Consider the following 26,796-nt stretch of genomic DNA (forward strand, 5'->3'; position numbering starts at 1 on the left):
CGCTCAGGCACCGCCGACCGCGGTGAGCAGGGCCAGCGGGGCCGCCGCCGAGCGGGACTCCCGGACACAGGCGTGGGGATACGGCACCGGCTCCGGATGGCTGTCGCGGCCGTACCCGGCGAGCACCTCCGGCAGCCGGTGACCGGCCGCGGTCGCCGCCGCGACCAGGCCGTGCGCGACCGTGCGGGCCTCGTCGTGCAGGCCGTAGCGGGCCAGGCCCAGCGCGATCAGCGCGTTGTCGTGCGGCCACACCGAGCCGCGGTGGTACGACAGTGGGTGGTACGCGGGCTGCCCGGCCGCCAGCGTCCGTACGCCCCAGCCGGAGAAGAAGTCCCCTTCCAGCAGGCGCCGCCCGACCAGCTCGCCGTACTCCTTGTCCAGCAGCCCCGACCACAGCAGATGCCCGGCGTCGGAGGCCAGCGCGTCGACCTGCCGGCCCTCGCCGTCCAGCGCGAGCGCGGGGAAGGAGTGCCGCGGCATCCAGAAGTCCCGCTGGAACCGGTCGCGCAGATCGCCGGCCGCCTGCTCCAGCAGCTCCGCGTACACCCGGTCGGCCCACACCGTGCGCGCCAGGTGCGCGGTGCGGCGCAGGGCGTCGTAGGCGTACCCCTGGGCGCCCGCCGCCGTCACCGCCCCGCTCGGCCGGGTGCCGTCGGCGGAGCAGATCGCGCCGGGGGAGTCCTTCCAGTTCTGGTTGGCGAGGCCGCCCCGGTCGGCGCGGTAGACCAGATAGCCCCGCGAGGCCAGCCCGCCGTGGTCCAGCATCCAGCCGACCGCCGCCCGGGCGTGCGGCTGGAGACGGCGGGCCAGCTCCGTGTCGCCGGTCTGCTCGACGTACGCGCCGAGCAGGACGAGGAAGAGGGGAGTGGCGTCGACGGAGCCGTAGTACCGCCCGTAGGGGACCTGGCCGAAGTGGGCCAGCTCGCCGTGCCGGACCTCGTGCACGATCTTGCCGGGCTGGGTGACGGCGTCCGCGCCGGTGTCCGCCGCCTGGGTCGCCGCCAGCGCCAGCAGCGTGGCGGCGGCCGGCCGGGAGCAGTAGGGGAGGACGAACAGGGACGTCAGCAGGGCGTCCCGGCCCAGCAGGGTCAGGAACCAGGGCGCCCCGCCGGCCGGCACGCGCAGCTCCTCGCCGTCCGGGCCGGCCGCCGGGACCTGGAGGGCGGCCAGGTCGGTCAGCCCCCGCGCGCAGGCCGCGGCGAGCTCCGGCCAGCCGGTCGGGAAGGCCACGCCCTCGGCGAACGCGCCCTCCTCGGCCAGCAGCCGCTCGCTCACCGCGGCCGGGGAGCGGGGCACCCGCAGCGCCCGCTTCTCGCCGTGCGGCCGGGCCATCACCCGCAGGACCAGCTCCACCGAGCCGTGCGGGGGCAGTTCGAGCGCCCACACCAGACGGCGGGCGCCGGTGCCGGTCTCCTCCACGGCGTCCGGGGCGGGGTCGGCCGTCACCGTCGTACAGGACCGCCAGGTGCCGCGCCGGTAGGCGAACTCCACGCCGTGCCCGAGTACCTCGCGGGAGCGCTGGGCACCGGGCTTGGCGTAGGTGCGGTGGTCGGCGCGCAGCTCGAACTGGTCGGCGAAGTCGGCGTCGGCGGTCAGGGCGAGGCGTACGGACGTCGGTACCGGGCGGTTGCTGGTCACCCGCAGCGACTCCACGAAGGACCCGTCGCCGACGGCCTGTTCACGGAAGACCGTGCACGCCGGCGGCTCGTCGCGCCCGCCGCGCGGCACCAGCACGCAGCGCGCGGTGTCCCCGCCCGCGACGGGCGTCAGGGCCTCGGGCACGGCGCCGTCGACGGTGAGCTGCCACCGGCTCAGATGGCGCGCGTCCCGCACGAACAGCCCGTCCGGGACGCTGCCGCCCCGCACCCCGCTGATGTCCCCGCGGTCGCCGACGGCGGCGAACGTCCCGCCGTAGACGAGCAGTTGATACCGGTCGGTCATCGCCCGGCCCCCTCCCTTGTCGCTCCGGCCGACGGCGTCACCCGGGATCGGCGGCCGGGGCGGGCCGGGCGGGCGCGGCGACCCCGCGCGGGCCCGGAACCCCGCCCCGTGCTCCGGGGAACGCCGCGGCGCGGCGCAGCCGCCTCTCCGCCGCGCCCGCCGCCCCGGACCGCCGCGCCTGCGCCCCGCGCTGCCCCGGACGGCCCCGTCGCGGCGCGCCGCACCACGGGGCCGGGACCGGGCGCGCCGGGCCGCCGCGCGTAGGGTGCGGCGGACACGGAGGGCGCGGGAGGGAGGGACGGGAACTGGGCGACACAGGGGGCGGAGGGGCGGGGCGCGGTGCGCGGGATCCGCCCGCCGGTCCGCGGGGCGTCGGCCCCGGGCTCACGTCGGGTCGTGCGATCCACTCAGGGCTCCCCGAAAGACGTCCGGCCGACCGGTTTGGCAGTGGCCACCGTAGAGTTACGTCCATTTAACACGCAAAACTCACTATGTATTGCAGAGTTGGGAAACACAAGGGGGTGCGCATGACCGGACGGCCCGGCAGAGCGGACAGGGGGACCAGGGCGGGCGGCCAGGCGAGCGCCGGCGAGCTGCTGGAACTGGTGCGCAGCGGCCGCGCCACCACGCGCGGGGCGCTCCAGCAGGCCACGGGCCTGTCCCGGGCCACCGTGGGCCAGCGCCTGGACCGCCTCTTCCGGGCGGGCTGGCTGCGCGAGGGCGCCGGCGGTCCCGTGGACTCCCCGCACGGCGGACGGCCCTCCATCACCCTGGAGTTCGACGACGGGCACGCCGTCGTCCTCGCCGCCGACCTCGATACCCGGCACGCCCGTGCCGCCGTCCTGACCCTGACCGGGGAGATCCTCGCCGAGCGCGCCGGGACGCTGGTGATCGAGGACGGCCCGGAGGCCGTCCTCGGCGAACTGGGGCGCTGGTTCGGGGAGCTGCTGGAGGAGTCCGGCCGCCGGGCGGAAGAGGTCTGCGGGGTGGGCCTGGCGGTGCCCGGACCCGTCGACCACGCCACCGGCCGGGTGGTCCAGCCGCCGATCATGCCGGGCTGGGACGGGTACGACATACGGGGCCGCCTGGGCCGGGCCCTCGCCGAGCACACGGGCGCCGGCCGAATACCCGTCCTGGTCGACAACGACGCCAACCTCATGGCGTACGGCGAGCAGCGCACCGCCCACCCGGACTGCTCCGCCTTCGTCCTGGTGAAGGTCTCGACCGGCATAGGCGCCGGGGTCGTGGTGGACGGCTCCGTCTACCGGGGCGTCGACGGCGGGGCCGGGGACATCGGGCACATCCGCGTCCCCGAGGGCGCCCAGGCGCTGTGCCGCTGCGGTTCCCACGGCTGTCTGGCCGCGGTCGCCAGCGGGGGCGCGGTCGCCCGGCGGCTGGCGGCGGCCGGCGTCCCGGCGGAGTCCGGCTCGGACGTGCGCGAGCTGCTGGCGGCCGGGCACCCGGAGGCGGCGGCGCTGGCCCGGGAGGCCGGGCGGCTGGTCGGGGACGTGCTGGCGACGGTGGTGACGCTGCTCAACCCCGGGGTGCTGATGATCGCGGGGGATCTGGCGGGGACGCCGTTCGTCACCGGCGTGCGGGAGCTGCTGTACCAGCGGGCGCTGCCGCGGTCCACCGCCCACCTGGACGTGGTCGCCTCCCGGCTCGGCGAGCGGGCCGGGCTGGTCGGGGCGGGGGCGCTGGTGGTGGAGCACCTGTACGCGCCGGAGCGGGTGGAGGAGCGGCTGCGCGCCCTCGGGGTGTGAGGGGGAGGGCCTGTCACAGGGACGTTTCCCCTGTGGGCGTCCGTCCATCGGCCGGTCCGCATGGTGAAATCCCGCCGACTGTGGCAGCGTGATTCTCGCCACCCTTGATAAGGGTTGCGCTCAGATGAGCGGATCATGGACGACTGCACTTCTCAAAGGGTGGCACTCAGTGCCATCCCTTGATCGTTCATCGAACGAAAGCGGGCGCCCCGCATGCCGCTCATCTGAGCGCTCTTGGCGCCTTTTGAGAGGCTGATTCGTTCAAGAAGTGAACACATGGCCACTCGGTCGTTTACCGTGCCATGACTTTCGATCCGCTGGCGGACGGGTGGTTACAGGCGTATGACGCGCAAGTGGACGTACCCATGAGCCTTCGATCTGGGTACATTCCCCGACGTCAGGGCAGCCACCGCGTCCTCGAGGAGTCGAGACCCGTGTCGGAAAACAAAGATCGCCAGGGAGCTGGGCCGGGCGCCAGCGTTGAGGGCGTGAAGTTCGTTTACGACTTCACCGAGGGCAACAAGGACCTCAAGGACCTCCTCGGCGGCAAGGGTGCCAACCTCGCCGAGATGACCAACCTGGGCCTTCCGGTCCCTCCCGGCTTCACCATCACCACCGAGGCCTGCAAGGTCTACCTGGACAGCGGCGAGGAACCGGCGGCACTGCGTGACGAGGTGAGCGCGCACCTCGCCGCCCTCGAGGAGAGGATGGGCAAGAGGCTCGGCCAGTCCGACGACCCGCTCCTCGTCTCCGTCCGCTCCGGCGCCAAGTTCTCCATGCCCGGCATGATGGACACGGTCCTCAACATCGGTCTCTCCGACCAGTCGGTGCGGGGCCTGGCCGCGCAGGCCGGCGACGAGCGGTTCGCCTGGGACTCCTACCGCCGCCTCATCCAGATGTTCGGCAAGACCGTCCTCGGCGTCGACGGCGACCTCTTCGAGGAGGCGCTGGAGAAGGCCAAGCAGGCCAAGAAGGTCACGGTCGACACCGAGCTGGAGGCCGCCGACCTGAAGAAGCTGGTCGCCACCTTCAAGAAGATCGTCAAGAAGGAGGCCGGCCGGGACTTCCCGCAGGACCCGCGCGAGCAGATGGACCTGGCCATCAAGGCGGTCTTCGACTCCTGGAACGGCGAGCGCGCCAAGCTCTACCGCCGCCAGGAGCGCATCCCGCACGACCTCGGCACCGCGGTCAACGTCTGCTCGATGGTCTTCGGCAACCTGGGCCCGGACTCGGGCACCGGCGTGGCGTTCACCCGCGACCCCGCCAGCGGCCACCAGGGCGTCTACGGCGACTACCTCCAGAACGCCCAGGGCGAGGACGTGGTGGCCGGCATCCGCAACACGGTGCCGCTCGCCGAGCTGGAGCGGATCGACAAGAAGTCGTACGACCAGCTCATGCGGATCATGGAGACCCTGGAGAACCACTACAAGGATCTCTGCGACATCGAGTTCACCATCGAGCGCGGCCGGCTGTGGATGCTCCAGACCCGCGTCGGCAAGCGCACCGCGGGCGCGGCCTTCCGCATCGCCACCCAGCTCGTCGACCAGGGCCTGATCGACGAGGCCGAGGCCCTCACCCGCGTCAACGGCGCCCAGCTCGCGCAGCTGATGTTCCCCCGCTTCGACGAGAACGCGAAGGTCGAGCAGGTCGGCCGGGGCATCGCGGCCTCGCCGGGCGCGGCGGTCGGCAAGGCCGTCTTCGACTCGTACACCGCCGTCAAGTGGTCCCGCTCGGGTGAGAAGGTCATCCTCATCCGCCGGGAGACCAACCCCGACGACCTGGACGGCATGATCGCCGCCGAGGGCATCCTGACCTCGCGCGGCGGCAAGACCTCCCACGCGGCCGTGGTCGCGCGCGGCATGGGCAAGACCTGTGTCTGCGGCGCGGAGGAGCTGGAGGTCGACACCAAGCGGCGCCGTATGACCGTCCCCGGCGGGCACGTCGTCGAGGAGGGCGACGTCATCTCCATCGACGGCTCCACCGGCAAGGTCTACCTGGGCGAGGTCCCGGTCGTGCCGTCCCCGGTCGTGGAGTACTTCGAGGGCCGGATGCACGCGGGCGCCGAGGACGCCGACGAACTGGTCGAGGCCGTCCACCGCATCATGGCCTTCGCCGACCGCAAGCGCCGCCTGCGGGTGCGCGCCAACGCCGACAACGCCGAGGACGCGCTGCGCGCCCGCCGCTTCGGCGCCCAGGGCATCGGCCTGTGCCGCACGGAGCACATGTTCCTCGGCGACCGCCGCGAGCTGGTGGAGCGCCTGATCCTCGCCGACACCGAGGCCGAACGCGAGGAGTCCCTGAAGGAACTCCTCCCGCTCCAGAAGCAGGACTTCGTCGAGCTGTTCGAGGCGATGGACGGCCTGCCGGTCACCATCCGCCTCCTCGACCCGCCGCTGCACGAGTTCCTGCCCGACATCACCGAACTGTCGGTGCGCGTGGCCCTCGCCGAGTCCCGCGAGGAGCCGCACGAGAACGAACTGCGCCTGCTCCAGGCGGTGCACCGCCTGCACGAGCAGAACCCGATGCTGGGCCTGCGCGGCGTCCGCCTCGGCCTGGTCATCCCCGGCCTGTTCACCATGCAGGTCCGCGCGATCGCCGAGGCCGCCGCCGCCCGCCGCGCCGCCAAGGGCGACCCGCGCGCCGAGATCATGATCCCGCTCGTCGGCACGGTCCAGGAGCTGGAGATCGTCCGCGAGGAGGCCGACAAGGTCATCGCCGAGGTCGAGGCGGCCTCGGGCGCGAACCTGAAGCTGTCCATCGGCACGATGATCGAGCTGCCGCGCGCCGCGCTGACCGCCGGTCAGATCGCCGAGGCGGCGGAGTTCTTCTCCTTCGGCACCAACGACCTGACCCAGACGGTGTGGGGCTTCAGCCGCGACGACGTCGAGGCGTCGTTCTTCACGGCCTACCTGGAGAAGGGCATCTTCGGCGTCAGCCCCTTCGAGACGATCGACAAGGACGGCGTGGGCTCCCTCGTCGCCGCCGCCGCGAAGGCCGGCCGCGCCACCCGCCCCGGCCTGAAGCTGGGCGTCTGCGGCGAGCACGGCGGCGACCCGGAGTCCGTCCACTTCTTCCACGAGGTGGGCCTCGACTACGTCTCCTGCTCCCCGTTCCGCATCCCGGTGGCCCGCCTGGAGGCCGGCCGCGCGGCGGTCACGTCGCAGGGCAGCGACCACCGCTGACCCCTCCGGGGGACCAAGCCCCGGAGCCGCCGTCTGTCACCCGACCACCCTCACCGATCGGCGGCGGCTCCGGATCACGAAAGAGAGGACGGCACCCCGTGCGGGGGGTGCCGTCCTCTTGGTTCTTCTCGGTGCGGGCGTCCGGTGCGCGGGACCGGTGCGCTCCCCGTCAGGGGATGCAGGTGACCAGGGGAACCTCCGGCGGCACGGTCACCGCGCCGACCGGGTCACCGAGGGTGCTGGTCACGCATTCGAGGGTGAGGACGGGGTCGATGCCCCGCGCGGAGGCGGTGGGGGCGGTGGCCAGGCCGGCGCCGACAGCGGAGACGGCGATCAGCACAAGGGCGGCACAGCGTCGGGGGAGAGACACGGATTTCTCCTCGGGTAATAGGGCTAGCCGACGAACGCCTCATCAACGCGCGTCGGCCGGCGGTGGTTACGGCCGCTCCCGGCCACGGATTCCGCTTTCGTTGCGCGGTGGTGAATCCCCGCGCGCGACGCCGCGGAACGCGCGGGGGCCATGCCGGGAGGCCGGCTCCCCCGCGGCGGTGCCGCGGGCGCCGTGCGGCTGGAGCGGTCGCGTACGGCCGCACGTCACGGGTTGTCCATGACCCGTCAACCATGCCGCCCTAGGGTCCGTGATCGCGCGACCCCGCCGGCGCCCGCCGGCGGGGCGGTCACGGCTTCTCTGGAGTGAGAGTGGAACGTCGTACCCTCCTGCGTGCGGCCGCCCTCGGCGGTTCCGCCGCCCTGGGCGGCACTCTGTGGCGCGGCGCCGCGTACGCCGCCCCGGCCCAGCCCGGCGCCGGCCCCTACGGGCCGCTGGGCGCGCCGGACGCCAACGGGATCAGGTTGCCGAGCGGGTTCACCAGCCGGGTGATCGCCCGGTCCCGGCAGACGGTCCCCGGCACCTCGTACACCTGGCACGACGCCCCCGACGGCGGGGCCTGTTACGCGGACGGCACCGGCTGGATCTACGTGTCCAACTCGGAGATCAACCCGGGCGGCGGGGCGGGCGCCGTGCGGTTCTCCTCGACGGGCGCGATCACCGGCGCGTACCGGATACTCTCCGGCACCCGCACCAACTGCGCGGGCGGCAAGACCCCGTGGAACACCTGGCTGTCGTGCGAGGAGGTGGACCGGGGGTACGTCTACGAGACCGACCCGTGGGGGGCCAGGACGGCGGTGCGGCGGGACGCCATGGGCCGCTTCAAGCACGAGGCCGCGGCGGCCGACCCGGTCCGCAAGGTTGTCTACATGACGGAGGACGTCACCGACGGCTGCTTCTACCGCTTCCGGCCCACGACCTGGGGCGATCTGTCCTCCGGGACCCTGGAGGTGCTGGTCGCGGGCAGCGGGACCAGCGGCCCCGTGAGCTGGGCCCGGGTGCCCGACCCGACCGGGGCCACCGCCACCCGCGGCCAGGTCCCCGGCGCCAAGCGCTTCAACGGCGGCGAGGGCTGCTACTACGCGGATGACACCTGCTGGTTCACCACCAAGGGCGACAACCGCGTGTGGCAGTACAACGCCGCCGCCCAGACCATCGAGCTGGCCTACGACGACTCGCTGGTCCCCTCCGGCACGGCCCCGCTGACCGGCGTCGACAACGTCACCGGCTCCGCCTCCGGCGACCTGTTCGTGGCGGAGGACGGCGGGAACATGGAGATCTGCGTGATCACGCCGGACGACGTGGTCGCCCCCTTCCTGCGCGTCGACGGCCAGTCGGGCTCGGAGATCACCGGCCCGGCGTTCTCCCCGGACGGCTCCCGGCTGTACTTCTCCAGCCAGCGGGGGACCAGCGGGAGCTCGTCGGGCGGGATCACCTACGAGGTGAGGGGGCCGTTCCGGTCGTAACGGCCCCGCGCCTTCAGGCGAGCGGCGGTCAGGCCGCCGCGCCGCCGTCCACCACCAGGTCCGCGCCCACGACCGACGCCGCGTCGTCCGACGCCAGGTAGAGGACCGCCGCGGCCACCTCGTCGAGCGTGGAGACCCGGCCCAGCGGGGTCTCGGTCCGCATACGCTCGGCGCGGTCGGCCTCCGTCTCGCCGGGCATGAGCGACATGGCGGTCTCGGTCGGGCCCGGGCTGACCGCGTTGATGCGGACGCCGTCCGCGATGTGGTCCAGGGCCGCGCCCCGGGTCAGGGCGGCCACGGCCGCCTTGCTGGCGACATAGCCGGTGGCCCCGGGCAGGCGCCGGTGCGCGCCCAGGTTGGAGGCGATGTTGACGATGGCGCCGCCGCCGGGCTGGGTGCGCATCTGGCGCACCTCGGCCCGCAGGGCGAGGAACACGCCGGTCACGTTGGTGTCGAACAACCGGCGCCAGGCGTCCTCGTCGACGTCCGCGACCGGTCCGCGGCCGTCGAAGACGCCCGCGTTGTTCACCGCCACGTCGAGCGAACCGAAGCGGTCCACGGCGGTGGCGACGAGCGCCTCCACGTCGTCGGCGCGGCTGACGTCGGCGGTGACGGCGAGCGCCTTGCCGCCCGCCGCCTCGATGAGGGCCACGGTCTCGTCGAGCGGCTCGCGCCGCCGCCCGGCGACGACGACGTTCGCCCCCTCGGCGGCGAGCGCGCGGGCGAGGGCCCGGCCGATGCCGGAGCCGGCGCCGGTGACGAGGGCGGTCCTGCCGGTGAAGCGGCTGGTCATGATCTCCCCTATTCTTGACCGAACGGTTCAGTATGAGGGCGTGAAAAACGCCCGTGCGGTGCCGTGGTTTCAGTCGAGCAGCGCCAGGGCCTGCTCCGCCGCCTCCCGCACCCGCGCCGGGTCCGCCGACGCCTTGCCGACGACCCGCAGGCCCTGCATCAGGACCAGCAGCATCCGGGCCAGGGCGAGCGGATCGCGGTCCTCGGGCAGCTCGCCCTGTGCCTGGGCGCGGACCAGGGCCGAGTGCAGCAGCGTCTCGACGCTGTCCCAGCTCTGCTGGACGCGGCGGGCGACGGCCGGGTCGTGCGGCGCCAGTTCGGAGGCCGTGTTGGTGACGAAGCAGCCGGACGTGCGGCTCGGCTCGGCCGCCGCCTCGTCGGCGAAGCGCCGTACGGCCCGCCGTACGGCGGGCAGGGCGGGGCCGGGCTGCGACAGCTCCCGCAGCACCCGCGGGCCGTGCGTCCGCTGGTACCGTTCCAGCGCCTTCAGATACAGCTCGCGCTTGTTGCCGAAGGTCGCGTAGATGCTGGCGCGTCCGACGCCGAGGTGCTCCACGAGGTCGGACATGGACGTCGCCTCGTAGCCGCGCCGCCAGAACAGCTCCAGGGCTGACTGCAGCGCGGCGTCCGGGTCGAATTCCTTGGTCCTGGCCACACAGGGCAGCCTAGGGGTATCTGAAACGAACGGTCAAGAATTATCGGGTGGTTGCCGTCAGGCGGCCCGCACCTCGTACGCCGCCACCCGCACCGTCTCGTCGTCCAGGCACTGCCCGGTGGCCAGGTCGAAGCGCTGCTTGAGCAGCGGGGAGGCGACGAACGGGCGGCCCTGGTGGGTGCCGATCAGGCCGCGGGAGAGGACGGCCGCGCCGGTGAACGGATCGCGGTTGTCGACGGCGTACAGCGTGCCGGTCCGGTCGCGGAACAGGGCCGCCTGGCGGCCGTCGGGCAGCAGGGCCGCCACCCCCCGGCCGGGGAGCAGCGCACCCAGGTCGCAGACCGTGAACCAGTCGTCGGACAGGCGCAGTTGGACCTTCAGGTCGGTGGTCTCGGGTGCCAGGGTCATCGCTGGGCGCTTCCTTCCAGGGCCGCTTCCTCGGACTGCGCGGGCCGTGTGCCGATGGACAGCAGCGGCAGGTCGGGCTTGATCTGGTCGCGTTCGGGGACGAAGGCGACCACCGGGTCGGGGGTGTCCGGCGCGTTGACGAAGGACACGAAACGGGCGAGCTTGTCGGGGTCGTTGACGGTCTCCGCCCACTCGTCGCGGTAGTGCGCCACATGGGCCGCCATCAGGGACTCCAGCTCCGCGCAGATGCCGAGCGAGTCGTGCACGACGACGTCGCGTACGTGGTCCAGTCCGCCGGGGATGCGCTCCAGCCAGGTGGAGGTGCGCTCCAGCTTGTCGGCGGTGCGGATGTAGAACATCAGGAACCGGTCGATCAGGCGCACCAGTTCGGCGTCCGACAGGTCCTGCGCGAGCAGGTCCGCGTGGCGCGGGGTGGCGCCGCCGTTGCCGCCGACGTACAGGTTCCAGCCGTTGGACGTGGCGATCACGCCGAAGTCCTTGGACTGGGCCTCGGCGCACTCGCGGGCGCAGCCGGAGACGGCCGACTTCAGCTTGTGCGGGGACCTGAGGCCCCGGTAACGCAGCTCCAGGTCGATCGCCATGCGGACGGAGTCCTGCACGCCGTAGCGGCACCAGGTCTGGCCCACGCAGGACTTCACCGTGCGCAGCGCCTTGCCGTAGGCGTGGCCGGACTCGAAGCCGGCGTCGACCAGGCGGGCCCAGATCAGCGGGAGCTGCTCCACGCGGGCGCCGAACATGTCGATGCGCTGGCCTCCGGTGATCTTCGTGTAGAGGCCGAAGTCCCGGGCGATCTCGCCGATCACGATGAGCTTCTCCGGGGCGATCTCGCCGCCGGGGATGCGCGGGACGACCGAGTACGAGCCGTTCTTCTGGAGGTTGGCGAGGAAGTGGTCGTTGGTGTCCTGCAACGCCGCCTGCTCACCGTCCAGGACATAGCCGCTCGCGCCGATCACGGGGGCGAGGGAGGCGATGATCGAGGCGACGGCCGGCTTGCAGACCTCGCAGCCGTCGCCGCCGCGGGCGCCCTCGCGGCCGTGGCGGTCCAGCAGCTCCTGGTAGGAGGTGACGCGCAGGGCGAGGACGATCTCGTACAGCTCCTCGCGGGTCTGCGCGAAGCAGCCGCACAGGCCCTTGTCGACCTCGACGCCGCTCGCCTCCAGCTCGGCGGTGACCAGCTGGCCCAGCACCTTGACGCAGGAGCCGCAGCCGGTGCCCGCCTTGGTGCACTTCTTCACCTCGGGCACGGTGGTGCACCGGTGGTCGGTGACCGCGCCGCGGATGGTGCCCTTGGTGACGTTGTGGCAGGAGCAGATGACCGCGTCGTCGGGGAGGGCGGCGGGGCCGAGCTGGGCGGGCCCGCCGGCGCCGGCCGGGAGGACCAGCTGCTCGGGCGAGACGGGCGGGACGGAGCCGGTGAGCGCCCGCAGGGTGCCGTACGCCTCCGCGTCGCCGACCAGGATGCCGCCCAGCAGCGTGCCGTCGCGGCCGACGACCAGCTTCTTGTACAGGCCCGCGCGGGAGTCGGAGTAGACCACGTCGAGGCAGTCCTCGGTGGTGCCGTGCGCGTCGCCGAAGGACGCCACGTCCACGCCGAGCAGCTTCAGCTTGGTGGACAGGTCCGCGCCGGTGAAGGCGGCCTCCTCGGCGGCGATGGTCGCGGCGGCCGTCTCGGCCTGCTCGTAGCCGGGCGCCACCAGGCCGTACACCCGCCCGTCCGCCGCCAGCGCGCACTCGCCGATCGCGAAGACGTGCGGGTCGGTGACGGTGCGGCACTGCTCGTCGACGGTGATGCCGCCGCGCTCGCCGACCGCCAGGCCGCAGTCGCGGGCGAGCTGGTCGCGGGGGCGGACACCGGCGGAGAACACCACCAGGTCGGTGGCCAGTTCGCTGCCGTCGGACAGCTTCATGCCGGTGACGGCACCCGACGCGTCCGTGACGATCTCCTGCGTCCCCACCCCCGTGTGGACGGCCAGGCCCATCTCCTCGATGGTGCGCAGCAGCGCCGCACCGCCGCCCTCGTCGACCTGCACGGGCATCAGGCGCGGCGCGAACTCCACGATGTGGGAGCGCAGCCCGAGCCCCTTGAGGGCGCCGGCCGCCTCCAGGCCGAGCAGCCCGCCGCCGACCACGGCACCGGTCTTCGCCCTGGTCCTCGCGTACTCCTCGATGGCGAGCAGGTCCTCGATGGTGCGGTAGACGAAGCAGCCCTCGGCGTCCTTGTTCGGGACCGGCGGCACGAACGGGTAGGAGCCGGTGGCCAGCACGAGGACGTCGTAGCCGACCACCAGGCCGGACCGGGCGGTCACCTTCCGGGCCGCGCGGTCGACGGCGACCGCCGGGTCGCCGACGTGCAGCTCGATGCCGTGGTCCTTGATGAACTCCATGTCCGTCATCGACAGCTCCTCGGGCGTCCTGCCCGAGAAGTACGAGGTGAGCTGCACGCGGTCGTACGCGGGGCGCGGCTCCTCGCACAGCACGACCACGCGGTGCGTGGCGGTCAGGCCGCGCTCGGCCAGCGCTTCGAGGAAGCGCTGGCCGACCATGCCGTGGCCGACGAGCACGATCGTGGGGGTGCCCCCCAGGTTGGCGGTCATCAGGAGCCTCCGTCGTTGGTGAGCAGGTGGAGCAGCGGGCCGTCGTCCGGGAGCGGCTCTGCTCCCTCCCAGGCGCGGGCGAGCGCGCCCACGGTGCCGAGTTCGCCGACGAGCACCCCGCCGACCAGGCGGTCGTCGCGGACGACGACCTTGCGGTAGGTGCCCCGGGTGGCGTCGGCGAGCTGCACGACGTCGTCACCGGGGCGGGGGTCGGTCTCGCCGAAGGCGGCCAGGTCGAAGGGGCTGTCGGGCCCGGTCAGGGTCAGCCGGGTCAGCGAGCGGGTGCCGGTGTAGCGGGCGGCGGCGTTCCCGGCGAGGGACTCGGCCAGCACGTCCGCCTGTTCGAGGGCGGGGGCGGCGAGGCCGTAGACGTTCCCGTCGTGCTGGGCGCAGTCGCCGATCGCGCGGATGTGCGGGTCGGAGGTGCGCAGCTCGTCGTCGACGAGGACGCCCTTGCGGACGGCGAGCCCGGCCGCCTCGGCGAGCCCGGCGCGCGGGCGGACCCCGCAGGCCAGCACCACCAGATCGGCGTCGAGGGCGTACCCGTCGGCCAGCTCCACCGAGCGGACCGCGCCGCCGACGCAGCGCACGTCCCGCACCCGGCACTCGGTGTGCACCTCCACGCCGAGGTCCCGCAGGTGCCGCAGCACCAGGTGGGAGGCGCCCGGGTCGAGCTGGCGCTCCATGAGCCGCTCGGACTGCTGGGCGAGGACCACCTGGGCGCCGCGCACGGCGAGCGCGCGGGCCGCGGAGACCCCGAGGAGCCCGCCGCCGATGACCACGGCCCGCGCGCCCGGCCGGACGGCCCTGGACAGGCCCAGGCAGTCGTCCAGGGTGCGGAACGCGTGGACGCCCTCGGGCAGCACGCGGTCCGGCGTGAACAGGCCGCGCAGCGGGGGCAGGACCGGATTGGAGCCGGTGGCCAGCACCAGCGTGCCGTACGCGATCTCCGTACCGTCCGCGCAGACGACGCTCCGCCGGGCGCGGTCGATTCCGGTGACCCGGGCCCGGACCAGCCCGGCGGGCGCGGGCAGCGCGATCACCTCGGGGGCGTAGCGTCCGGCCAGCACCTCGGCGAGCAGCACCCGGTTGTACGGGCGGTGCTCCTCGTCGCCGATCAGCAGCGCGGGCGTGCCGAGCTCACCGAGCCGTCGGGCGAGCCGGACGCCCGCGAGGCCGGCGCCGATCACCACCACACGCGTATTCGAGGTCATGCCGTCGAGCGTGCGGGGCGGAGGTTACCCGGCCGCATCACCGTTGTTTCCCGCGCGGAACGCTGCCCTCAGCGGGGGCGGGGGGCGGATGTGAGGGCCCCGGCGCCGCGTGCGGCCGGGGAAGGACGGCATCGCGCGCGGGCCGGGGAAGGAGTGTGCGGCCCCGGCACCCCGCGCGGGCCCCGGCACCTCGTGGTGCCGGGGCCCGGGGCCGCGAACCTCAGAAGACCCTCAGGCCGGTGGACGGCGCGGACGGCCGCTCCCTAGGGTCGCGATCATGCCCGACATATCGCTGACCATGGTGGTCCTTCTGTGTATCGCGGCCCTCGCGGCCGGCTGGATCGACGCCGTGGTGGGCGGTGGCGGGCTCCTGCTGCTGCCGGTGCTGCTCCTCGGCCTGCCCGCGGGCACCCCGGCCCCCTACGCGCTCGGCACCAACAAGGCGGTCGCCATCGTCGGCACCACGGGCGCGGCGGTGACGTACGCGCGCAAGGCCCCGGTGGACGTCCGCACCGCCGTGCGGATCGGCCTGGCCGCGCTCGCCGGCTCGTCGGCGGGGGCGTTCCTCGCGGCCGGCATGAGCACGGACGTCCTCAAGCCGGTGATCATGGTGGTGCTGGTCGGCGTCGCCGCCTTCGTGATCCTGCGCCCCGCCTTCGGCACGGCCCCGGCCGGCGGCCCGGCCACCCGCCGCCAGGTCCTCGCCGCGATCGGCCTGGCGGGTCTCGGCATCGGCTTCTACGACGGTTTCATCGGCCCCGGCACCGGCACGTTCCTCGTCCTGGCGCTCACGGCCCTGCTCCACCTCGACCTGGTGACCGCCTCCGCCACCGCCAAGATCGTCAACTGCTGCACCAACGCCGGGGCGCTCGCCATGTTCGCCTGGCAGGGCGCGGTGCTGTGGCAACTGGCCGCGCTGATGGCCGCGTTCAACCTGGCGGGCGGCATGCTCGGCGCCCGCACGGCACTGAAGAAGGGCAGCCGCTTCGTGCGGATCGTGCTGCTGACGGTCGTGTTCGCGCTGGTGGCGAACCTGGCCTACGAGCAGTGGCTCGCCTGAGCCGGGAGGGCCGGCCGCCTCACCGGGTCCGCAGCAGGTCGATCACTCCGGTGGTGTCCTCCTCCCCGTGCCCGCCGGCGAGCCGGCGCGCCATCAGGTCCCAGAAGGGCGTCAGCAGTTCCGTGCTCACCCCCTGCTCCTCGGCCGTCCGCACCAGGGTGGAGGTGCCCGCCACCTGCATCGCGAGGTTGGAGACCACGCCCTTGGTGTAGTCGCCGCTCTCCAGCGCCGCGGCGCTCTGGTGGGCGGCCGGGGCCATGGCGGCCAGCCAGTCCACGAGCAGCGGGGCGAGGTCCTGCGGGCGGATGTCCTCCGGGCCGATCAGCGCGAACGCGTGCGACAGGCCCGCGAACATGCCGTACATCGCGCTCAGCAGCGCCACGTCGTGCAGCGCGGCGAAGCCCGGGTCCGCGCCCACGTACCGGGTGCCGGCCGGGACGGCGAGCGTCTCCCGGTGCTCCTCGAACAGGCCGGCCGAGCCGCTGTAGAAGACGTACGCGCCGGAGTCCGCGGCACCGATCATCGGCGGTACGGCCATGATGCCGCCGTCCAGGAAGCGGGCGCCGCGCTCCTGGACCCACGCGGCGCGGGCGCGGCCCTGGGCGGGCGTGCCGGTGGTGAGGTTCACCACGTCCCGCCCGGTCAGATCGGCCCCGTCCAGGGCCGCGCCGACCGAGTCGTCGTCCAGCAGGCAGGCGATCACGAGCCGGCTCGCGGCCACCGCCTCGGCCGCGCCGCGGGCGACCGCGGCGCCCTCGGCGGCGAGGGCCTCGGCGCGGGCGGGGGTGCGGTTCCAGACGGTCACCGGGTGCCCGGCGGCCAGCCAGGCGCGGGCGAGCGCGGTGCCCATGGCGCCGGCGCCGAGGAGGGTGATCGGGGTGCGGGGGGCGGGGGTCTTGTCCGTGGTGTCGTTCATGGTGACCAGGCTCGCCGGTGGGAACAACCGGCTCAAGTAGGTACTTTGAAGTGGGTGGTTACCTTCGGGAAAGCGTGCAGGCAGCGGGAAGGGCGGGTGGCGGGTCATGAGGACGTTACGGCGGCCGGGGGCGTACGTCTGCGGGGTCGACGCGGCGTTGGACGTGGTCGGCGGCAAGTGGAAGGTCCTGATCCTGTGGGCGCTGGGGGAGCGGCCGTGCCGCTTCGGCGCCCTGCGCCGGGAGCTGCCCGGGGTGACGGAGAAGGTGCTCGCCGCGCAGTTGCGGGAGCTGGAGGCCGACGGGATCGTGCGCCGTCAGGAGTACGACGAGGTGCCGCCGCGCGTGGAGTACTCGCTCACGCCCCGGGGCGCCGCCCTCAACGACGCCCTGGCACCGCTGGGCGACTGGGGGCGGGAGCATGTGCTCGGGGACGCCTACGACGGGACGGCGGGGACGGCGGGGACGGCGGGGGAGCGGGGGACGACAAGGGCGGGAGCGGCGGGAGCGGCGCAGGGGGCCTCGGCGGCCCCTCCGGCCCCTCCGGCCCCTCCGGGCTTGGCGGCCCCTCCGCCCGGGGAAGCTCCGGCGGCTCCCCCGGTCCCGGCCTGGGGCGCCTCAGCGGCTGTCCGTCAGATACGCGAAGACGACGACGTTCCCCTGGTAGCCGGTGGCCGGTGACCAGCCGCCGCCGCAGGTGATGACCCGCAGCTCGGGCCGTTTCGCCGGCCCGTACACCTTCTCGTCGGGGAAGGCCCGCGCGTCGTACACCTCGACCGCGGCCACCGTGAACACCGCCACGCCGCCGTCGCGCCGGTCCACCTCGATCCTGCTGCCCTTGCGCAGGGCGCCGAGGCGGTAGAACACGGCCGGGCCGTCGGCGTTGTCCACGTGCCCGGCCACGATCGCGGTGCCCGTCTCGCCGGGCGTGGTGCCGGCCTCGTACCAGCCCGCGAGGTTCTTCTTCCCGGCGGGCGGCACCTCCAGGCTGCCGGTGCGGGTCAGCCCCAGCCCCATGAGCGGGGCGTCGACGCGGATCGCCGGGATGCGGACGCGGTCGGGCGGGGAGGGGGGCAGCGCCGGCGCGGCGGGCGGCTCGCCGGCCCGCCCAGTACCGGCCCCGGCGGCCGTGCCGGTGCCGGCCTGCGCCGCCGACGGCTGCGGCGGCGGGTGGGTCTCGGCGCCGCTGGCCAGCAGCCAGGCCCCGGCGCAGAGCGCCATCGCGGTGACGGCCGCTATGGCGGTGTTGCCGACCCTGCGCATGACGCCCCCTCTCCTGGCTCCTTCGGCCCCGGGCCCCCTCCGGGCCGCGAGGGGCGGTCGGACCCGGAGGGGGAGGGGAGTGCGGTACCGGCGGACGGACAGCGGAGGGTGTCCGTCAGATCCCGTCGCCTCTCGCCCGGCGATGCAGGAGCCAGGTACCGCCCGCGGCGGCGACGGCGAGCGCCGCCACGCCGGCCGCGGTCTGCACGGGGTCGGGGCCCAACGCGCCGCCGACCCCCGTCTTCACGCTTCCCCGGGGGTGCACCTGCGCACCGGGGGGCGTCAGCGTCACCACCAGGTCGCCCGTGATGCGGCGGCCGCTCACCGCGCAGGTGGCGGCGATCTCGTACGTGCCCGGCTGCGCGCTCGGCGGCACCCGGAACTCCCCGGCCGACTCGCCGTCGCGGGTGGTCCCCGCCAGGGTGAAGGCGCCGGCGCCCACCGCGCTGGCGTCGCCCGCCGCGGTGCCGTTGCCGCCGCACGCCGTCGTGTCCACCGTCGCCCGGCCGCCCGGCACCACGGAGGACGGGGACACCTTCAGGTCTCCGCCCCCGCCCTCGTCCCCGTACGCGGGCGCGGCGACCAGGCCCGCCGCGGCGGCGAGCGCGGTACCGGTCAGCAGGCGGGCGGTACGTCGCATCGATGCTCCTCGAGCGTCTCGGTGGCGCTGTCTCTTCGAGGTAAGTGGCAGCCGCCCCCGCCCGCTTGTTGACGAGGTGTCAGGAATGGGATGAACGGGTGCCGGACCGGCCCGGCCCGCACCCCGCCCCGGCGCCGTTTCGGCAGGTCACCGGCGTGCCACGGGGGCCTTGGGGGAGGGGCGCGGAAGAGAACCCGAAGGGCCCACGGCGCGCGTGTGAACGGGTGACCGGCCATCCGCGGCGGCGGCTCGGGAGCCGGCGCTTGACCTCGACGAAGGTTGAGGTACCAGGGTGGTGCGCATGGACACAGTGACCGCACCGCTCCAGGTGACCCTGATCATCGGCAGCAACCGCCACGGCCGCTTCGGCCCCGTGATCGCCGACTGGCTCCTCGGCCGGCTCCGTCACCGCGACGACCTGGCCGTCGAGGTCGTGGACGTCGCCGAGGCCGACCTGCCCACCACGTTCGCCCCCGCACCCGAGGCGTCCGCCGCGTCGGCGGAGATCACCGCGAAGCTGGCCCGCGCCGACGCGTTCGTCGTCCTCACCCCCGAGTACAACCACTCGTTCCCGGCGGGCCTGAAGAACCTCATCGACTGGCACTACGCCGAGTGGCGCGCCAAACCCGTCGCGCTCGTCTCCTACGGCGGCCTGGCCGGGGGCCTGCGCGCCGTGGAGCACCTGCGCCAGGTCTTCGCCGAACTCCACGCCGTCACCGTCCGCGACACCGTCTCCTTCCACAACGCGGGCGCGTCCTTCGACGACGAGGGCCGCCTGACGGACCCCTCGGGCCCGGACGCGGCGGCGAAGGTGATGCTGGACCAGCTGGTCTGGTGGGGGACGGCGCTGCGGGAGGCGAAGGAGAGGCGGCCGTACGGCGGGGCGTGACCGTCCGGCCCCGGGGCGGACGGTACCGGCAGGGGACGGCAGCGGGCCGGAGCCCGTGACAGAGCTCCGGCCCCGGCCCGTACGCCCGTGTGCCTAGCCGGCGACGTTCACCGCGCTCCACGCCGCCGCGACCGCGGCCCGCTCGGCGCTGTCCGCCCCGTACAGGTCCCGGGCGGCGTTCAGCGTCGCCGTCCGGGCGCCCGCGTAGTCGGTGGACGACGTCATGTAGACGGTCAGCGCCCGGTACCAGATGCGGCCGAGCTTGTCCCGGCCGATGCCGGTCACCGCCGAGCCGTCGCAGGTGGCGGACGCGTGGCGGACGCCGCCCACGGTCTTCGTGCCGCTGCCCTCGGCGAGCAGGTAGGCGAAGTGGTTGGCGACGCCGGAGGAGTAGTGCACGTCGAGGTCGCCCAGCGAGGCGCTCCAGCAGTCGGCCGACGCGCCGTCCCGGGACGGCTGGTCCATGTAGCGCAGCGCGTTCCGCCCGAAGCCGGACCGGACGACCTTCTCGCCGATCAGCCAGTCACCGGGGTCGGCGGCGTTGGCCGCGTGGAACTCCACCAGCGTCCCGAAGATGTCGCTGGTCGCCTCGTTCAGTCCGCCGGACTCCCCGGAGTACGTCAGCGCCGCCGTCGACTGCGTCACGCCGTGCGCCATCTCGTGCCCGGCCACGTCCAGCGAGACCAGCGGGCCGAACGTGGTCCCGTCCCCGTCGCCGTACGTCATGCAGAAGCAGCCGTCGTCCCAGAAGGCGTTGTTGTACCCGCTGCCGTAGTGCACGCGGTTGTACGAGCCCTTGCCGTCTCCGGCGATCCCGTGGCGCCCGTGGACGTCCTCGAAGTAGTCCCAGGTCATGTCGGTGCCGTACTGGGCGTCCACCGCCGCCGACGCCCGGTCGGCCGCCGTCCCCGTGCCCCAGTGGTTGTCCGCGTCGGTGAAGACCGCCGAGGGCGCGCGGCCGAGGCAGAGGCCGAGCACGCACAGGTCGGTCCGGTTCGCCGCGTCCCCGGTGTACGTGCCCCCGCGCGTGGCGTCCTTCAGCTGGTACGACGGTCCCGCCGCCGTCGTCTCCAGGGGCACCGTGCCGCCGTACAGCGACCGGCCGTCGCCCGTCACCGACGCGATGCGGTCCCAGGCGTCGATCCGCGCCCCCGACCGGGCGTCGGTCAGCACCGTGCGGGCGACCGGGTTGCCGAGGCCGTCCAGCGCGACGGCGTCCGTGCGCCAGGCCAGCCTGGGGGCACCGTGCAGGGCGTCGACCACCAGGCGGGGCCGGGCCGTCAGCTTCCTCAGCACCCGCCCGGGGGCGGCCGACCGCAGGGCCCGCGCGGCCAGGTCGGCGGCCTCGGCCGCCGGCAGCCCGGGGGTGACGGCGGGCAGGGCGATCGGCGCCGCGGCCGCGCGGTCGGCGCCGCGGTAGCCGCCGCCGGGCGCCAGGTGCACCACGAAGTCGCCGCCGAGCACGGGCAGTCCGTGGTAGGCGCGGTCGTAGCGGACGTGCTGGGCGCCGTCCCCGTCCACCACCACGTCCCGCACGGTGGTGCGCTGAGCCGGGGTCAGCCCGAGGCTGTCCGCGTGCTCCGCGAGGGCCGCCGCGGCGTTCTCGACCGCCTCGGCGCGGCTCGGCCGCTGCGTCGCGGCGGCGGTGGGGGCGAGGGCCGCGGTGAGGAGGATCGCGGTTGCGGCGGCCGTGCCGGCCAGGGCCGGACGGGAGCCGAGGACGTGCCGTATCCGGCTCATCGGTCTCCTTGGGGAAAAGCGCACGCGGGCGCTCATGGCGAGGGCGGGGGAGGTGGCGCTGGTGGTGGCTCAGTTCTACGGAGCCCGGACATGTCATGTCCATAGCCATCCCGTGGAGATCATGAGGGGAGGGAAGGGGGAGAGAATCACGTCTGTGGAAGCACTGGAACTCCCGTTCTTCGTCTACGGCACGCTCCGCCCCGGCGGGCCCGACCACGCGCTGTTCCTGCGCGGCCGCACCCGCGCCGGGGGACCCGCGCGGCCGGGCCCGGCCACCCGTACGCCGTGGAGGAACCCGGCGGCGGCCCGGTGCGCGGCGACCTCGTCACCGCCCGCCCGGAGGAGTACGCCGGGCTGCTCGCCGCCCTGGACCGGCTGGAGGGCTGCGTGCCGGGCGGCCCGCGCAGCCTCTACGACCGCGTCGCCCGCCAGGTGACGTGCGAGCACGACGGCAGGGCCGTACGCGCCTGGGTGTACGTGGCGGCCCAAGCCCCCGCCGCCCCCCGGCCGCGGGCCCGGGGCACGCCGATCACCGGCGGGGAGTGGCGGCCCCGATGAACCGCCCTGCCCCCGTCTCCGGGACTCGCTCCACGGCTCGCCCTAGGACTCGACGGCCTCCACGCGCACCGCGCACGCCTTGAACTCCGGCATCCGCGAGGTCGGGTCCAGGGCCGGGTTGGTCAGGGTGTTGGCGCGGCCCTCGCCCGGCCAGTGGAAGGGCATGAACACGGTGTCGGGCCGGATGGCGCCGGTGATCCGCGCGGGTGCCACCGCCCGGCCCCGCCGGGACACCACCGCCACCGGATCGCCCTCGGCCGCGCCGAGCCGGGCCGCGAGCCGCGGGTGCAGCTCCACGAACGGGCCGGGCGCGGCGGCGTTCAGCTCGTCCACGCGCCGGGTCTGGGCACCGGACTGGTACTGCGCCACCACCCGCCCGGTGGTCAGCAGCAGCGGGTACTCCTCGTCCGGCTCCTCGGCGACCGCCCGGTGCGCGACGGCCGCGAACCGGGCCCGCCCGTCCTCGGTGGCGAACCGGTCCAGGAAGAGCCGGGGCGTGCCCGGATGCACGCCGGCCTCCTCGCGCGCGGCCCCGTCCGCCGCCGCGCCGGTCCCGCCTTCCCCGCCGCCGTCCGCCACGGGTGCCGCCGGGCACGGCCAGAACACGCCGTTCTCCTCCGCCAGCCTGCGGTAGGTGATCCCGGAGTAGTCGGCGAGGCCGCCCGCGCTCGCCCGGCGCAGCTCCTCGAAGACCTCCTCCGGATCGGTCGGGAAGCCCTTCTCCAGGTTCCGGTCGGCCCCCAGCCGGGCGGCCAGCCCGTGCAGCACCTCCAGGTCGCTGCGGACGCCCTCGGGCGGCGTGATCGCACGCCGCCGCAGCAGTACCCGGCCCTCCAGGCTGGTCGTGGTGCCGGTCTCCTCCGCCCATTGAGTCACCGGGAGCACGACGTCCGCGAGCGCCGCCGTCTCCGACAGGACGACGTCGCACACCGCGAGGAAGTCCAGCGACCGGATCCGCTCCTCCACGTGCGCCGCGCGCGGCGCCGACACCACCGGGTTGGAGCCCATCAGCAGCAGCGCGCGGATGTCCGTGCCGAGGGCGTCGAGCAGCTCGTAGGCGCTGCGGCCCGGCCCCGGCAGGCTGTCCGGGTCCACGCCCCACACCTCGGCCACGTGCCGCCGGGCCGCCGGGTCGGTGAGCTTGCGGTAGCCGGGCAACTGGTCTGCCTTCTGGCCGTGTTCGCGCCCGCCCTGCCCGTTGCCCTGCCCGGTCAGACAGCCGTACCCCGACAGGGGGCGTCCGGCCCGTCCGGTCGCCAGGCACAGGTTGATCCACGCGCCCACCGTGTCCGTGCCCTTGGACTGCTGCTCCGGGCCCCGCGCGGTGAGCACCATCGCGGCCTGGGGCGCGCAGAACAGCCGTACCGCCTCCCGCAGCTGCGGAACGGACACCCCCGTGATCCGCTCCACGTACTCCGGCCAGTGCGCCATCGCGGCCGCCCGCGCCTCCTCCCAGCCGGAGGTGCGCTCACGTACGTACTCCTCGTCCACCCGCCCCTCGGCGACGACCAGGTGCAGCAGGCCCAGCGCCAGCGCCAGATCGGTCCCCGGCCGGGGTGCCAGGTGCAGGTCGGCCTGCTCGGCGGTCTTGGTGCGGCGCGGGTCGACGACGATCAGCGTCCCGCCGTTCTCGCGCAGCTCGCTGAAGTACCGCAGCGCGGGCGGCATGGTCTCGGCCAGGTTGGACCCGACGAGGATCACACAGCCCGTCCTCGGGATGTCCTCCAGCGGGAACGGCAGCCCCCGGTCGAGCCCGAACGCCCTCATGCTGGCCGCCGCCGCCGACGACATGCAGAAACGGCCGTTGTAGTCGATCTGCGAGGTGCCGAGCACCACCCGGGCGAACTTGCCCAGCGCGTACGCCTTCTCGTTCGTCAGTCCGCCCCCGCCGAACACGCCCACCGCGTCCGGCCCCTGCCCGGCACGCGCCCGCGCGAGGCCCGCCGCGACCCGGTCCAGCGCCTCGTCCCAGGAGGCGGGCACCAGCGTGCCGTCCCCGGAGCGCACCAGGGGAGAGGTCAGCCGTACGCGCGAGGAGAGCACCGCAGGCGCCGTACGGCCCTTGCCGCACAGCGCGCCCCGGTTGACCGGGAAGTCCGCGCGCTCGGTCACCTCCACCGTGCCGTCGGCGGCGGGCGTCAGGTTCATCCCGCACTGCAAGGCGCAGTACGGGCAGTGCGTGGGCGTCGCGGAGTTCTGCATGTCCGCCAGCGTCCGACGGGCGTGTTACGCGCCCGGACGGCTCCCTGTTACACCACCGGGACGGTGACCTCCCCGCGGCCGCGGCCCCGCCGTGAGGTGCCCGTCACCGCGCGCTCCGCGGCGCCCGCCCCGCGCCCGGCTCCCGCCCCGGACCCCGACGGCGGCGTCCTGGACGCCCTCGTCCCAGACGGTGTCCCCTGGGGGAGAGCCGGCCTCGCCGCCGGGAGAGCGCGTCCGGCGGGCCGGCGCCGGGACGGTACTTCTCACGGAATCCTCAAATGTGCGTTGCAATATCTTCTCACCTGTGCGAAAAAATCGCACGAACCTGGCGTAAATCGTCCGCCGCCGGTATCCCGTCATCCCCTCCGGGAGCCGCCGTCGCGCACATGAGCATCATGTCGGCATTCTCCGGGCCGGTGAAGTTGGCTGAATGCCAGCGAAGGGTGTCCTGTTTTCCCTCCGTGCCCTTCCTCGGTGGCGTCGGTGTGGTTAAGGTGCGATTGATTCAGCCGACACGTGACCGAATCGGGAGGGTCCACTTGAATTCACCGGGATCGATATTCGAAGACTTTCGAACTGCCGTTCTGGAAAGCGTGCTTGCCGGTGAAAGCGCGAGAGAATTCTCTTGGCCCGTTCTGGGTGAGTTCAACTGGGCTCTCGACTGGTTCGACGAATACGCGCTGGGAAACGAGCAGTCGGCGCTCGTCTGGTACGGCACGGAAGGGGTCCGGAAGTCGATATCCTACGCGGAACTCAGGGAGCGTTCCGACCGTGCCGCGGCATGGCTTGTCCGGCACGGAGTCGGGCCGGGTAGTCCCGTCCTGGTCTCCTTGCGCAGCGGCGCGGCCCTGTGGGAGATCATGCTGGCCATCGTCAAGCTCAATGCCATCATCGTTCCCGTACCGGCGGACGCGAGCAGCGACAGAATAATGGAGGCGGCAGTTCTCAGCGGCTCGACCGTTATCATCGCCACCCCCGAACTGGCGCAGGAGACATCGCTCTCTCCCCCGTGGGTCGGCATCACGGCGGGCGGACAGGTCCCGGGATGGGTGCCTTACGAGGAGGCGTATTCCCGCTCGATCGCCTTCCGCTCCGGACGTCGCCCCGATGTCACGGCACCGATGATCATCGACTGTTCCACAGGGCCCGAGAAGAGCGAGGGAGGTGCCATCCTCCCGTATTCGGGTTATGCGAGCACCGTCGGGCGAGTGGCGGACCTGCACTTCACGCGCCTGGCACCCGGGACGGGTTACGTCTCCATCGCCGCCGCCGGGTCCATCGACTATCTCCTGTACACGTTTCTCGGTCCCCTGGTGGCGGGGGTCGCGGTCGTCTCGCTCGACCCTGCCGAGATACCCGGACTGGAACCCATACTCGCGGCCGAGTCCATCAGGAGCGTCTACGCCTGCCCCGAGTGCGCCGACGCGGTGTCCGGCGCCGCGGGGGAGGCGGACCTGTTCACCTCGGCGCCGGTGAACCACCCCACCATCCGCGGCTTTCTCGGCCCCGGGGAACCTTCGCTGCCGGACTCCCTGCGGTGGGGGGTACGGCACCGCCAGTCGACGGTCGCCATGACCGGCACCGTACGTCCCGGTCCGCGGGGAAGCAGGGTCGTTCAGGTCCTGCCCGGGCATGAGTGGGAGATCGTGCCGTCCGGCGTGGAGCGGACCCCCCTGTCCGGCGACGTGTGCGTACGCCTCAGCAACTGGCCCGTCCCGCCCCGTCGTACGAGCGGCACCGCAACGGCCGACGGCCAGCGGCTGGCCACGGGCCTCGCCGGACACCTGGTCTCGGACGGCGCGGTCGTCCTGGACGCCGGGCGGCGTATGGGGCGCGCCTCGTGACCTCGCGGAAGGACGTGACATCACGGGAGACCCCGTCATCCCGGGAGAAGGGGCGACGGTGGCGGACCGGCCACGGCCTGGCGGCTCAGCCGGTGCCGCGCCCGGCGGTGACGGCGCACGGTACGACCGGCCGCGGAACCCTCCCGGCATCCGGTGCCGCCTTGGAGGCCCGCACGCCCCTCACCTGCCGGTGCACCTCCAGTGTGGCCGCAGGACGGTTCAGGGTGATGTAGTGCAGCCCGGGCGCGCCCTCGGCGAGGAGGCGTTCGGCCATGGCGGCGGCGTGTTCGACGCCGATGCGGTGGCTCGTGGCGGGGTCGCTCCGGGCGGCCTCCAGGCGGTGCGCGAGGTCTTCGGGAAAGGCGGCGCCGCTCAGCTCGGCGAACCGGCGGATCTGGCGTACGTCGGTGGCGGGCACGATCTCGGGGACGATCGGGATGTCGCATCCGGCCGCGGTCACCCGGTCGCGCAGCCGTAGGTAGTCCTCGACGTGGAAGAACATCTGGGTGATGGCGTAGTCGGCGCCCGCGCGGCATTTGGCGACGAAGTGCCGGATGTCGGTGTCCCAGTCGGGTGAGCGGGGGTGCCGCTCGGGGAAGGCGGCGACGCCGATCGTGAAGTTTCCCAGCGAGCGGACGAGTTCGACCAGTTGGTACGCGTGGGTGAAGCCGTCCGGGTGCGGCACCCACGGCCCCCGGGGGTCGCCGGGGGGATCGCCGCGCAGAACGAGGACGTCTGTGATGCCGGCGTCCGCGTAGGCGCCGATGATGTGCCTGAGCTCGGCTGCCGAGTGGCCCACGGCGGTGAGGTGCGCGACCGGGCGCAGGGTCGTCTGCGCCGCGATCCGCCGGGTGACCTCGATGGTCCGGTCCCGGGACGTGCCGCCCGCGCCGTAGGTGATGGAGACGAAGTCCGGCCGCAGGGTTTCCACCCGGCGGACCGCCTCCCACAGCGTCCGCTCGCCGGCGGAGGTCTTCGGCGGGAAGAACTCGAAGGAGAAGCTCGTCATGCGCGGCCTCCCGCGTTGAAGTAGCTCGCTTCCGGGTGGTGGATCACGATGGCGTCGGTGGACTGTTCGGGGTGGAGCTGGAACTCCTCGGACAGGCGCACGCCGATGCGTTCGGGCTGGAGCAGGTCGGCGATCTTGGCGCGGTCCTCCAGGTCGGGGCAGGCGCCGTAGCCGAGGGAGAAGCGGGCGCCGCGGTACTTCAGGGCGAACATGTCCTCCACCTCCCGGAGGGCACCGGCGCGCGTCGGCCGCC

At 73.9% G+C, this 26,796-nt stretch carries 19 protein-coding genes and 3 pseudogenes; 8 read left to right on the top strand and 14 right to left on the bottom strand.

Translation table 11 applies throughout. From position 1 onward, the window contains the following. Positions 1–3: 3 nt before the first annotated feature. The gene (locus AB0L74_RS00475) at positions 4–1,941 is read right to left on the bottom strand and encodes a glycogen debranching N-terminal domain-containing protein (protein ID WP_365643754.1); all 1,938 of its coding nucleotides are present in this window, start codon (positions 1,939–1,941) and stop codon (positions 4–6) included. Between the two features lie 527 nt (positions 1,942–2,468). Between AB0L74_RS00475 and AB0L74_RS00480 the strand changes: the two genes are divergently transcribed. Both AB0L74_RS00480 and ppdK read left to right on the top strand, forming a co-directional pair. Further along, complete coding sequence (locus AB0L74_RS00480; RefSeq protein ID WP_365643757.1) at positions 2,469–3,704, top strand: ROK family protein; 1,236 nt, start codon at positions 2,469–2,471, stop codon at positions 3,702–3,704. A 488-nt stretch (positions 3,705–4,192) separates the two neighbouring features. Further along, complete coding sequence (gene ppdK / locus AB0L74_RS00485; RefSeq protein ID WP_365643759.1) at positions 4,193–6,886, top strand: pyruvate, phosphate dikinase; 2,694 nt, start codon at positions 4,193–4,195, stop codon at positions 6,884–6,886. A gap of 169 nt (positions 6,887–7,055) precedes the next feature. Here the strand turns inward: ppdK and AB0L74_RS00490 are convergent, their stop codons facing one another. Then, positions 7,056–7,256, bottom strand: a complete 201-nt coding sequence (locus tag AB0L74_RS00490) for a hypothetical protein (protein WP_365643761.1) — start codon at positions 7,254–7,256, stop codon at positions 7,056–7,058. Between the two features lie 329 nt (positions 7,257–7,585). Here AB0L74_RS00490 and AB0L74_RS00495 point away from each other — a divergent pair, with 329 nt between their 5' ends. Then, positions 7,586–8,740, top strand: coding sequence for an alkaline phosphatase PhoX (locus AB0L74_RS00495; RefSeq protein WP_365643764.1), 1,155 nt, complete (start codon positions 7,586–7,588; stop codon positions 8,738–8,740). Between the two features lie 28 nt (positions 8,741–8,768). Here the strand turns inward: AB0L74_RS00495 and AB0L74_RS00500 are convergent, their stop codons facing one another. The 5 genes from AB0L74_RS00500 to AB0L74_RS00520 all read right to left on the bottom strand — a co-directional run bounded on the left by AB0L74_RS00500 (position 8,769) and on the right by AB0L74_RS00520 (position 14,424). After that, positions 8,769–9,533 carry a glucose 1-dehydrogenase gene (locus AB0L74_RS00500; protein ID WP_365643767.1) on the bottom strand — a complete coding sequence of 255 codons (765 nt, stop codon included), beginning with the start codon at positions 9,531–9,533 and terminating at the stop codon, positions 8,769–8,771. Between the two features lie 69 nt (positions 9,534–9,602). Further along, on the bottom strand, positions 9,603–10,187 hold the full coding sequence (locus AB0L74_RS00505) for a TetR/AcrR family transcriptional regulator (RefSeq protein ID WP_365643770.1): 585 nt from the start codon (positions 10,185–10,187) through the stop codon (positions 9,603–9,605). Positions 10,188–10,244: 57 nt separating this feature from the next. Then, a complete protein-coding gene (gene nirD / locus AB0L74_RS00510; protein WP_365643773.1) occupies positions 10,245–10,595 on the bottom strand; it encodes a nitrite reductase small subunit NirD in 351 nt (116 codons plus the stop codon). Next, positions 10,592–13,210: a nitrite reductase large subunit NirB gene (nirB, locus tag AB0L74_RS00515; RefSeq protein ID WP_365643776.1), complete on the bottom strand. Its 2,619-nt coding sequence runs from the start codon at positions 13,208–13,210 to the stop codon at positions 10,592–10,594. The genes nirD and nirB overlap by 4 nt, the downstream gene beginning before the upstream one ends. Next, positions 13,210–14,424 (bottom strand): FAD-dependent oxidoreductase, encoded by a 1,215-nt coding sequence (locus AB0L74_RS00520; protein WP_365643779.1) that lies wholly within the window; start codon positions 14,422–14,424, stop codon positions 13,210–13,212. Before AB0L74_RS00520 ends, nirB begins: the two co-directional genes overlap by 1 nt. A gap of 277 nt (positions 14,425–14,701) precedes the next feature. Here AB0L74_RS00520 and AB0L74_RS00525 point away from each other — a divergent pair, with 277 nt between their 5' ends. After that, the gene (locus AB0L74_RS00525; protein ID WP_365643782.1) at positions 14,702–15,484 is read left to right on the top strand and encodes a TSUP family transporter; all 783 of its coding nucleotides are present in this window, start codon (positions 14,702–14,704) and stop codon (positions 15,482–15,484) included. Between the two features lie 19 nt (positions 15,485–15,503). Here AB0L74_RS00525 and AB0L74_RS00530 read toward each other — a convergent pair whose 3' ends face one another. Next, the gene (locus tag AB0L74_RS00530; RefSeq protein ID WP_365643785.1) at positions 15,504–16,400 is read right to left on the bottom strand and encodes an NAD(P)-binding domain-containing protein; all 897 of its coding nucleotides are present in this window, start codon (positions 16,398–16,400) and stop codon (positions 15,504–15,506) included. Positions 16,401–16,506: 106 nt separating this feature from the next. On the opposite strand from AB0L74_RS00530, the pseudogene AB0L74_RS00535 reads away from it, so the two are divergent. Further along, positions 16,507–16,827, top strand: a pseudogene (locus AB0L74_RS00535) (helix-turn-helix domain-containing protein); the annotation flags it as partial. Positions 16,828–17,016: 189 nt separating this feature from the next. Here the strand turns inward: AB0L74_RS00535 and AB0L74_RS00540 are convergent. Together AB0L74_RS00540 and AB0L74_RS00545 are read right to left on the bottom strand one after the other, a co-directional pair. Continuing rightward, complete coding sequence (locus tag AB0L74_RS00540; RefSeq protein ID WP_365643788.1) at positions 17,017–17,661, bottom strand: class F sortase; 645 nt, start codon at positions 17,659–17,661, stop codon at positions 17,017–17,019. 115 nt (positions 17,662–17,776) lie between these two features. After that, positions 17,777–18,301, bottom strand: a complete 525-nt coding sequence (locus tag AB0L74_RS00545) for a hypothetical protein (protein ID WP_365643791.1) — start codon at positions 18,299–18,301, stop codon at positions 17,777–17,779. Between the two features lie 301 nt (positions 18,302–18,602). On the opposite strand from AB0L74_RS00545, the gene AB0L74_RS00550 reads away from it, so the two are divergent. Next, entirely contained in the window at positions 18,603–19,190 is a 588-nt protein-coding gene (locus tag AB0L74_RS00550; RefSeq protein ID WP_365643794.1) for an NAD(P)H-dependent oxidoreductase, read from the top strand. A gap of 93 nt (positions 19,191–19,283) precedes the next feature. On the opposite strand, the gene AB0L74_RS00555 is transcribed toward AB0L74_RS00550, so the two are convergent. Continuing rightward, positions 19,284–20,930 (bottom strand): M4 family metallopeptidase, encoded by a 1,647-nt coding sequence (locus AB0L74_RS00555; RefSeq protein WP_365643796.1) that lies wholly within the window; start codon positions 20,928–20,930, stop codon positions 19,284–19,286. 163 nt (positions 20,931–21,093) lie between these two features. Here AB0L74_RS00555 and AB0L74_RS00560 point away from each other — a divergent pair. Then, positions 21,094–21,488: pseudogene (locus AB0L74_RS00560) on the top strand (gamma-glutamylcyclotransferase family protein). A 42-nt stretch (positions 21,489–21,530) separates the two neighbouring features. On the opposite strand, the gene AB0L74_RS00565 reads toward AB0L74_RS00560, so the two are convergent. Further along, the gene (locus AB0L74_RS00565; protein WP_365643799.1) at positions 21,531–23,690 is read right to left on the bottom strand and encodes a molybdopterin oxidoreductase family protein; all 2,160 of its coding nucleotides are present in this window, start codon (positions 23,688–23,690) and stop codon (positions 21,531–21,533) included. A 386-nt stretch (positions 23,691–24,076) separates the two neighbouring features. On the opposite strand from AB0L74_RS00565, the gene AB0L74_RS00570 reads away from it, so the two are divergent. Continuing rightward, the gene (locus AB0L74_RS00570) at positions 24,077–25,534 is read left to right on the top strand and encodes an AMP-binding protein (RefSeq protein ID WP_365643802.1); all 1,458 of its coding nucleotides are present in this window, start codon (positions 24,077–24,079) and stop codon (positions 25,532–25,534) included. A gap of 85 nt (positions 25,535–25,619) precedes the next feature. On the opposite strand, the gene metF is transcribed toward AB0L74_RS00570, so the two are convergent. Further along, on the bottom strand, positions 25,620–26,543 hold the full coding sequence (gene metF, locus AB0L74_RS00575; RefSeq protein WP_365643805.1) for a methylenetetrahydrofolate reductase [NAD(P)H]: 924 nt from the start codon (positions 26,541–26,543) through the stop codon (positions 25,620–25,622). Next, a pseudogene (locus tag AB0L74_RS00580) lies at positions 26,540–26,767 on the bottom strand (vitamin B12 dependent-methionine synthase activation domain-containing protein); the annotation flags it as partial. The pseudogene AB0L74_RS00580 and the gene metF, both read right to left, overlap by 4 nt. Positions 26,768–26,796 lie beyond the last annotated feature (29 nt).

Origin of the sequence: Streptomyces sp. NPDC052020 (genome assembly GCF_040680575.1) — a bacterium.
In the GTDB taxonomy this organism is placed as follows: Bacteria; Actinomycetota; Actinomycetes; order Streptomycetales; family Streptomycetaceae; genus Streptomyces.